Here is an 8,047-nt window from a genome sequence, read left to right as displayed (position 1 = left end):
CCAACGGCGACATCCAGATCGTGCACACGCTCAACAAGGTGCTCAAGGACATGGTGGTCCGCACCCAGACGCTGCTGGGCAAGGACGCGCCGTACGTGCCGGGCTGGGACTGCCACGGTCTGCCGATCGAGTGGAAGGTCGAGGAGCAGTATCGCAAGCAGAAGCGGAACAAGGACGAGGTCCCCGCGGCCGAGTTTCGCGCCGAATGCCGCGCCTACGCGGCGCATTGGGTGAACGTGCAGCGCGAGCAGTTCCAGCGGCTCGGCATCACCGGCGACTGGGCCAAGCCCTACCTCACCATGGCGAAGGCCGCGGAGGCGACCATCGTCTCCGAGCTCTGCAAGTTCGCGGAGAGCGGACAGGTCTATCGCGGCGCCAAGCCGGTGATGTGGAGCCCGGTCGAGAAGACCGCGCTGGCCGAAGCCGAGATCGAATATGAGGACGTGGTCTCGACCCAAATCGACGTTGCGTTCGAGATCGTCGAGAGCCCCATCCTGGAGCTGGTCGGCGCCTATGCGGTGGTGTGGACGACGACGCCGTGGACGATCCCGGTCAACCAGGCGATCGCTTACGGCGAAGATGTCTCATACGTCATCACCGAAGTTGAAGGTCGACGGTATCTGACAGCCGACGTTCTGGCGGGCCGGTTGGTTGGAGCAATTTCGCAGGGCCTCGGCCGACAAGTCGAAGGTCGGCTGGTGCTCGCCGATAGTCGCACTAAGGAGTGGGGGTGGGCAGGGTCCGACCTCGCCGGGACCATCGCCCGCCACCCGCTGCACCACCTCGGCGGCTTCTTCGCCAAGCCGCGTCCGCTGATCTCAGGGCACCACGTCACCACCGACGCAGGTACCGGGCTCGTCCACATGGCGCCGGACCATGGCGAGGAGGACTTCGAGGTCTGCCGCGCGCATGGCATCGACCCGGTCTTCGCGGTCGAGGGCGACGGCCGGTACCGCGCCGACTGGCTGTGGCTGGGCGGCCAGGGCTCGGTCATCAACACCAAGTTCAACGCGCCGGACGGGCCGATCTGCTCCGACTTAGCGCAAGCTGGCGCGTTGCTGTCGGCCGGCGATTTCCGCCACAGCTACCCGCACTCCTGGCGCTCTAAGGCCCGCGTGATCTACCGCTGCACCCCGCAGTGGTTCATTGCGATGGATAAGCCCCTCTCCCGCGAGCGGGAGAGGGAGGGGCCCGCTGCGCAGCAGTGGGAGGGTGAGGGTCCTTCCGCCAACGGGCAGACACACCCTCACCCCGACCCTCTCCCGCAAGCGGGAGAGGGGGAGACACTTCGCTCCCGCGCCCTCCAAGCCATCGCCGACACCCGCTTCGTCCCCGACAAGGGCCGCAACCGCATCGGCTCGATGGTCACGGACCGCCCCGACTGGGTCATCTCCCGTCAGCGCGCGTGGGGCGTGCCGATCACCCTGTTCGTGGACCGCAAGACCGGCCGCTACCTCGTCGATGCCGAGGTCAACGCCCGCATCGTCGCCGCCATCCGGACAAGCGGTGTCGACGCCTGGACCGAAGAAGGCGCCGCCGCGCAGTTCCTCGGCCCCGACCGCAATCCCAACGATTACGAGCAGGTCACCGACATCCTCGACGTCTGGTTCGACAGCGGCTGCACCCACGTCTTCACGCTGGAGAGCGGCGAGTGGCCCGACCAAAGCTGGCCCGCCGACCTCTATCTCGAAGGCTCCGACCAGCATCGCGGCTGGTTCCAGTCCTCGCTGCTGGAAAGCTGCGGCACCCGCGGCCGCGCGCCCTATGGCGCCGTCCTGACCCACGGCTTCACCATGGACGCCAAGGGCATGAAGATGTCCAAGTCGCTGGGCAACACGATCAATCCGCTTGACCTGATGCGCGACACTGGCGCGGACATCCTGCGGTTATGGGCGCTGTCGGTCGATACGTCCGAAGATCACCGTATCGGCAAGGAGATCCTTGCCGGCGTCTCCGACCAGTACCGCAAGCTCCGCAATACGTTCCGCTACCTGCTGGGCGCGCTCGAGGGGTTCAGCGAGGAAGAGCGGGTCGCAGATGTCGCCGACATGCCCGAGCTTGAGCGCTACATGCTTTCGCTACTGGCCGGGCTCGACGCCGAGCTGCAGCGGGCGGTTAACGACTTCGACTTCAATGCCTACACGCGCGCGCTGGGCGACTTCGCCAACAACGACCTGTCGGCCTTCTTCTTCGACATCCGCAAGGACTGCCTCTACTGCGACGCGCCCAGCAGCCTCAAGCGGCGCAGCTATCGCACCGTGCTCGACATGCTGTTCCACGCGCTGGTCCGCTACGCTGCGCCGGTGCTGGTGTTCACCGCCGAGGAGGTGTGGAGCACGCGCTACCCGGACCGTGGCAGCGTGCACCTGCTGGAATGGCCGGAGATCGGCGACTGGGGCGACCGCCGCACCGCCGACATCTGGAGCGGCTATCGGACCTTGCGCGAACAGGTCACCGCCACGATCGAGCCGATGCGCCGCAACAAGGAGATCGGCTCTAGCCTGGAGGCCAAGGTGGCGCTCGGCTTCGCCGATGCCGCCGACCGCCCGATGCTCAGCGCCGACGAGTTGGCCGAGTTGTTCATCGTTTCGGAGGTCCTGCTCGACACCGGCACCGTGACGCACGGCACGGCAGTGATCGCGCACCGGGTCGACTATGACAAATGCGAACGCTGCTGGCGCCACTTGCCGGAAGTCGCGGCCAACGGCGAGCTGTGCGCCCGCTGCGAGGAGGTGGTCGGTGGCTGACTCGCACGCCCGCATCTCGCCTCGCACCGGCCTGCTCGTCGCCGCGCTGATCTTCGTCGCCGACCAGCTCAGCAAGTGGCTGGTCGCCGGCCCGCTCGGCCTGACGGAGATCGGCCGCTCGATCGAGGTAGTGCCCTTCTTCGACCTGACCCGCGTCCACAACCACGGCATCTCGCTCGGCCTACTGACCGCGGCGAGTGCAACACAGCGCTGGCTGCTGGTCGCCTTCACCGCCGCCATCGCCGCGTTGGTGACCTACTGGCTGTTCCGCGAACCCAAGCGCGGCGACCAGATCGCGCTCGGCATGGTGCTGGGCGGGGCGCTCGGCAACATCCTCGACCGCGCCCGCCTTGGCTATGTGTTCGACTTCGCCGACCTGCACTTCGGCGAGTTCCGTCCATTTCTGGTCTTTAACGTTGCCGACGCTGCCATTAGCATCGGCGTGGCGATCCTGATATTGCGGGCGCTGTTGATCAAGGACGCCCGTCCTGAGGAGAAGGTTCAAGATGCGTAACACATCCGCCCTGACAGTCGCGCTCGCGACCCTGGCGCTGGCGGGCTGCACTTCGCTGTTCGGTAGCCGGGCCAACAAGCTCGATGAGTTCGCCGTCGCGCGCAACGCACCGCTGGTGATCCCGCCCGACTATACGCTCACCCCGCCCGCGCCCGGCACCGCGACCCTGTCCGCGTCCGATGCGCAGCAGCAGGCGATCCAGGCGCTGTTCGGCGGCCCTGCGCCGCGCTCGGCCAGCGAAGTGAGCCTGCTCGAAAAGGCCGGAGCGGACCGCGCTGCGCTCGGCATCCGCAGCCAGGCGGGCGATGCGGCCACCCAGATCGTGGACAAGGGCGCAACCACCCAGACGATCATTGCAGCACCGCAGGGCGACAGTCAGGTCGCCTCCGTGCAGACGCCGTAGCGGCAGGGAGCCGGGGGATACATGGCCGACGACAACCTTTCCGCACGCCTGGTCGAGATCGAGGCGATGCTCGATCGTTCGCGCCGCCGGTTCGAGGAGGGCGCCAAGCTGGTGGAGGAGGCGCACAAGGCGATCGGCGATATGCAGCAGCAGCTGATCGGCGCGCCTACGGCCTCGGGCGGAGACGACGGCGACGAGCTCGCCTCGCGGCTGCTCAACACCCTGCGCGCCAGCGGCGGCGAGATGCCGGCGACGCTATGCGGCGGGCGGTTGGCGGTCGATCAGGTGCAGCGGCTGATCCGCGTCGACGGCCATCCGATCGCCATCACCGAAATGGAATATCGCGTGCTGGAGTTGCTGGCCTTCGCGCGCAACAACGTGGTCACCCGGACCATGCTGCTGAAGCATCTCTATCGCCGCGCCGACGACCAGCCGCAGCCCAAGATCATCGACGTGTTCATCTCCAAGCTGCGTAAGAAGCTGCGCATGGCCTCAAATGGCGCGGAGTTCATCGAGACCATTCCCCAGCGTGGCTGGATCCTGCGCGACCTGGAGACGGAGCCTGCGGCCGCCTGATCCGGCGCGGCCCGGCTGATAACCTTTCGTTAGGGTCCGCGGCGCACAACCGGGCCATGCCGCAAGCTTCCGCCCTCGCCAAAGCCTTCGCTCTGCCACCCGAAGGCACGGAGGCGGCCGCGCGGCTCGCGAGCATCCGGCAGGCGCTGCGCACGGCCGACTGGATCGCCGGCAAGCCGGCCGACGAGCTGTCGCAGCCAGCCGAGATCACTGAGGTCTGGCCTGCCCTGCCCGCCGCCACCCAACGCTGCTTCGCGGCGCGGAGCGAGCGGCTGGCCAATGCGGCGGTGGGCGGCTTGGATCTATGTGGCGCCCAGCCGATCGGCGCGGCCGCGGCCGAGAAGCTGCGCCAGGAACTGCGCGACGGCCTAGCCCATATCGAAGGCCTGTTCTCCGCCCGCTAGACCGTGGGGCCGAGTTCCTTGGGCGTGTCGGGGTCGCTGCCCCAGTCGCTCCAGCTGCCGTCGTAGAGGCGGGTCCGATCGTTGCCTGCGAGATGCGCCGCGAAGATCAGCGAATTCGCCGTCACCCCGGAGCCGCAGCTGGCGATGAACGGCTGGCCGATGTCCGCACCGGCGTCGCGGAACAACGCTTGGAGCTCGTCGGGCGAGCGGAAGGTGCCATCCTCGCGATAGACCGACGCATAAGAGATGTTGCGCGCTCCAGGCATATGTCCGGGCGCGACGCCGGGTCGCGGGTCCTTCTCGATGCCTTCGAACCTGGCTCTGCTTCGCGCATCAAGGATCGGGACGCTGGCGCCGCGTTCAATCTCTTCCTTGCGCACCACCTGCCCTGCCCTCGCCACCGCATCGAACCGCACCTCGCGGGCGGGCGGATAGCCGCGCTCGACCGGCCGGCCGTCCCCCAGCCAGCGGGCAAAACCGCCATCAAGGATCGTGACGTGCCGCGCACCGAAGTGCCGCAGCATGAACCAGGCTCGGGCGGAGGTGCGCAGATCGCTATGGTCGTAGACCACGATCCGATCGCTGCTCCCCACCCCCAGGTCGCCCATCGCGCAGGCGAACTGCTCGGCGTTCGGCAGCATGTGCGGGGTGCCCGCGTCGCGGTCGCTAATCGCGTCGATATCGAAGAAGCGGGCGCTCGGGATATGCCGCTCCTCATATTCGGCACGCGCATCGCGGTTGACGTTCGGCATGTGCCAGCTGGCATCGAGGACCGTCAGGTCGGGCGCGCCAAGCTCGGAAGCCAGCCACTCGCTCGTTACCAGACTTCGCATCATCCTCTCCCGCGGTAGGAAGCCACTCCCTGGTCGGGCACCCACAGACCGGCGGGCGGGTCGCCCGACTGCCAGAAGACGTCGATCGGAATACCGCCGCGAGGATACCAGTAGCCGCCGATTCGCAGCCAGCGCGGTTTCATCTCCTCCGTCAGGCGCTGGCCGATGCCGACCGTCACATCCTCGTGGAAGCCGCAATGATTGCGGAATGATCCAAGGAACAGCTTCAGGCTCTTGCTTTCGACGATGGTCTCACCCGGCGCATAATCGATCACCTGGTGCGCGAAGTCCGGCTGTCCGGTGACCGGGCACAGCGAGGTGAACTCGGGCGCGGCGAAGCGGACGAGATAGAGCGCGCCGGGCCGCGGGTTGGCGGGATAGTCGAGCTGCGCCTCCTCCGGCGAGGACGGCAGCGCGCTGCTCTTACCAAGATGCGCCAGGTCCATCAGCGCACGTTTGCCTGGCGCGGCTGCCCTACGTCCCCGCCCGGCAAGTCGGCCGAGGCCTGCTGCCGGGTGCGGGCATAAAGCGCCGCGATCGCCGCCGCGAACAGCAGGATGCCGAGCGGCACCGCCAGCGGGAACTCGTCCACCAGCGCCAGCACGCCCGCGCTGTCCTCGGCCCCGGCCCGCTCGGCGCCCGCGACGATCCCGGCGAAGGCAACCCCGAACAGGCTCTCGCCGACGATCAGGCCGGTCGCCATCAGCACGCCGAGGCGCTCCTTGAACTCGAAATTGCCGCTACGCTCCGCCCAGCGATTGTAGAGGTGGCCGAGCAGCGCTCCGACCGGGATTAACAGGGTCAGCCCCATCGGCAGGTAGATGCCCATCCCCACGGCGAGCGGCGGCAGGCTGCGCTTGTTTCCGCCGCGGCGAAGCAGCTCGTCGGCGACGATCACCGCCACGCCGATCGCCGCGCCGATGCCGATCAGGTCCCAGCGGAGCGAGCCGCCGAGCACGCCCTGCGCGATGGCCGAGATCAGCGCCGCCTGCGGAGCCGCCAATGCGCCCTCGCGGGCGTTGGGTGCACCGGCAAAGGTGAAGGCGGTGTTGAGCAGGTCCAGGATCGGCGGGATCACCGCCGCGCCGAAGATCACGCCCAGGATCAGCGCCAGCTGCTGCCGCCATGGGGTGGCCCCGACCAGCTGCCCGGTCTTGAGGTCCTGAAGGTTGTCGTTGGAGATGGTGGCCACGCCGAACACGATGGCGGTGACGAACAGGGCAAAAGCGACCAGGCTCTGGGTCTCCGCCGCATCCGTCGTGCCGCCGAACAGCGCCGCCAGGATCAGCGCGATGCCGAGCACCGCCAGGATGCCGACGCCGCTGATCGGGCTGTTGGATGCGCCGATCAGCCCCGCCATGTAGCCGCACACGCTGGCGATGATCACGCCGACGATCAGGATGTAGCCGATCGACAGGCCGATCGTGGGTCCCGGGTTGGCGGCGATCGGGGCGGTGTTCGCGAAGCCGTAGAGCAGCAGGCCGATGGGGATCATCGACAGCAGGATGGTGCCGAAAATGATGCCGATCGGCAGGTCGCGCTCGGTCAACGCCAGGCTGTCCTGCCCGCCCGACTTGCGCGAACGGCTGGCGGCAATGGCGGAGGTCACGCCGCGGCTGATCGGGCCGAGGATTTTGAGCAGGGTCCAGATTGCGGCGACGCCGATGGTACCGGCGCCGATGAAGCGCACCTGCTCGCGGAACACGGTATCGACGAAGGTCTCGAGCTCGGTCCCGACCGGCGCTCCGCCGGCGGTCAGCCACGGCAGCAGCACGCCGCGGGCGATCACCAGCCCGACCAGCATGGCGATGCCCACGGCCAGGCCGACCAGATGCCCGACGCCGATCAGCGCCATCGACAGGCTGGCCGCAATGCTGGTGCCGCCCGCGCCCAGGCCGATCGCGCGGGACGCTTCGGCCGCGACCAGCCGCGTCTGGGCGAGCAGGGCAAAGCCGGCGCTGACCAGCGAGCTGGCGAGGATGGCGGCGAGCCCGCGCTTGTTCTCCTCGGCGCCGCCGACACCGTTGCCGACCTTGAGCACTTCGGCCGCGGCGACGCCCTCCGGGTAGGGCAGGTCCGATCCCGTCACCAAGGCGCGGCGTAGCGGCACCGAATACATCACGCCGAGCACGCCGCCGATGGCGATCACCGCCACCGAGAGCCAATAGGGAAATCCGGTCCACCAGCCGACCATCACCAGCCCGGGCAGGACGAAGATGATCGCGCTCAATGTTCCCGCGGAGGAGGCGATCGTCTGGACGATGTTGTTCTCCTGGATGGTCGCGTCGCGAAAGAAGCGCAGCACCGCCATGGAGATCACCGCGGCGGGGATGGAGGTGGCGAAGGTGATGCCGATACGCAGGCCCAGGTAGACGTTGGCCGCGGTGAACAGCACCGTCAGCAGCGCGCCCAGTATGATCCCGCGAAGTGTAAGTTCCTTTAGCGGCATGGCGGCGGCGGGCTGGGCGATGGTGGCCATCATAATCCTTCGTCATTGCGAGCGCAGCGAAGCGATCCAGTCACTTCCGCCATCATACTCGATTGCCGCGTCACTGCGCTCCTCGCAATGA

At 67.9% G+C, this 8,047-nt stretch carries 8 protein-coding genes; 5 read left to right on the top strand and 3 right to left on the bottom strand.

Features of this window, described 5'->3' with window-relative positions; all coding sequences use genetic code 11:
• The 5 genes from ileS to QZX62_RS10345 all read left to right on the top strand — a co-directional run.
• Positions 1-2,747, top strand: a 2,747-nt coding sequence (gene ileS, locus QZX62_RS10365) for an isoleucine--tRNA ligase (RefSeq protein ID WP_294174230.1), incomplete at its 5' end; no start/stop codon positions are given.
• Complete coding sequence (lspA, locus tag QZX62_RS10360) at positions 2,740-3,261, top strand: signal peptidase II (protein ID WP_294174228.1); 522 nt, start codon at positions 2,740-2,742, stop codon at positions 3,259-3,261. The genes ileS and lspA, both read left to right, overlap by 8 nt.
• Positions 3,254-3,664, top strand: coding sequence for a DUF3035 domain-containing protein (locus QZX62_RS10355; protein ID WP_294174227.1), 411 nt, complete (start codon positions 3,254-3,256; stop codon positions 3,662-3,664). The genes lspA and QZX62_RS10355 overlap by 8 nt, the downstream gene beginning before the upstream one ends.
• Before the next feature lie 21 nt (positions 3,665-3,685).
• Positions 3,686-4,240 carry a winged helix-turn-helix domain-containing protein gene (locus tag QZX62_RS10350; protein ID WP_294174225.1) on the top strand — a complete coding sequence of 185 codons (555 nt, stop codon included), beginning with the start codon at positions 3,686-3,688 and terminating at the stop codon, positions 4,238-4,240.
• A gap of 56 nt (positions 4,241-4,296) precedes the next feature.
• Complete coding sequence (locus QZX62_RS10345) at positions 4,297-4,644, top strand: hypothetical protein (RefSeq protein ID WP_294174223.1); 348 nt, start codon at positions 4,297-4,299, stop codon at positions 4,642-4,644.
• Here the strand turns inward: QZX62_RS10345 and sseA are convergent.
• From sseA to QZX62_RS10330, 3 genes are read right to left on the bottom strand one after another with little or no spacing between them, the layout of a single operon-like run.
• A complete protein-coding gene (sseA, locus tag QZX62_RS10340; protein ID WP_294174221.1) occupies positions 4,641-5,480 on the bottom strand; it encodes a 3-mercaptopyruvate sulfurtransferase in 840 nt (279 codons plus the stop codon). The genes QZX62_RS10345 and sseA overlap by 4 nt on opposite strands.
• Positions 5,477-5,923 (bottom strand): preQ(1) synthase, encoded by a 447-nt coding sequence (gene queF, locus QZX62_RS10335; protein WP_294174220.1) that lies wholly within the window; start codon positions 5,921-5,923, stop codon positions 5,477-5,479. The genes sseA and queF overlap by 4 nt, the downstream gene beginning before the upstream one ends.
• Positions 5,923-7,959, bottom strand: a complete 2,037-nt coding sequence (locus QZX62_RS10330; protein WP_294174219.1) for an OPT family oligopeptide transporter — start codon at positions 7,957-7,959, stop codon at positions 5,923-5,925. Before QZX62_RS10330 ends, queF begins: the two co-directional genes overlap by 1 nt.
• Positions 7,960-8,047 lie beyond the last annotated feature (88 nt).

The organism is uncultured Sphingomonas sp. (assembly GCF_902806265.1).
GTDB lineage: Bacteria > Pseudomonadota > Alphaproteobacteria > Sphingomonadales > Sphingomonadaceae > Sphingomicrobium.
Note: the sequence above shows the minus strand (reverse complement) of the source record. Positions and strands in the feature narration are given on the sequence as shown.

Bases quoted from the DNA above. Each gene is read 5' to 3' on its own strand.
- QZX62_RS10355 (WP_294174227.1), top strand. From the start codon at position 3,254: ATGCGTAACACATCCGCCCTGACAGTCGCGCTCGCGACCCTGGCGCTG.
- queF (WP_294174220.1), bottom strand. From the start codon at position 5,923: ATGGACCTGGCGCATCTTGGTAAGAGCAGCGCGCTGCCGTCCTCGCCG.
- QZX62_RS10330 (WP_294174219.1), bottom strand. From the start codon at position 7,959: ATGATGGCCACCATCGCCCAGCCCGCCGCCGCCATGCCGCTAAAGGAA.
- QZX62_RS10345 (WP_294174223.1), top strand. From the start codon at position 4,297: ATGCCGCAAGCTTCCGCCCTCGCCAAAGCCTTCGCTCTGCCACCCGAA.
- sseA (WP_294174221.1), bottom strand. From the start codon at position 5,480: ATGATGCGAAGTCTGGTAACGAGCGAGTGGCTGGCTTCCGAGCTTGGC.
- QZX62_RS10350 (WP_294174225.1), top strand. From the start codon at position 3,686: ATGGCCGACGACAACCTTTCCGCACGCCTGGTCGAGATCGAGGCGATG.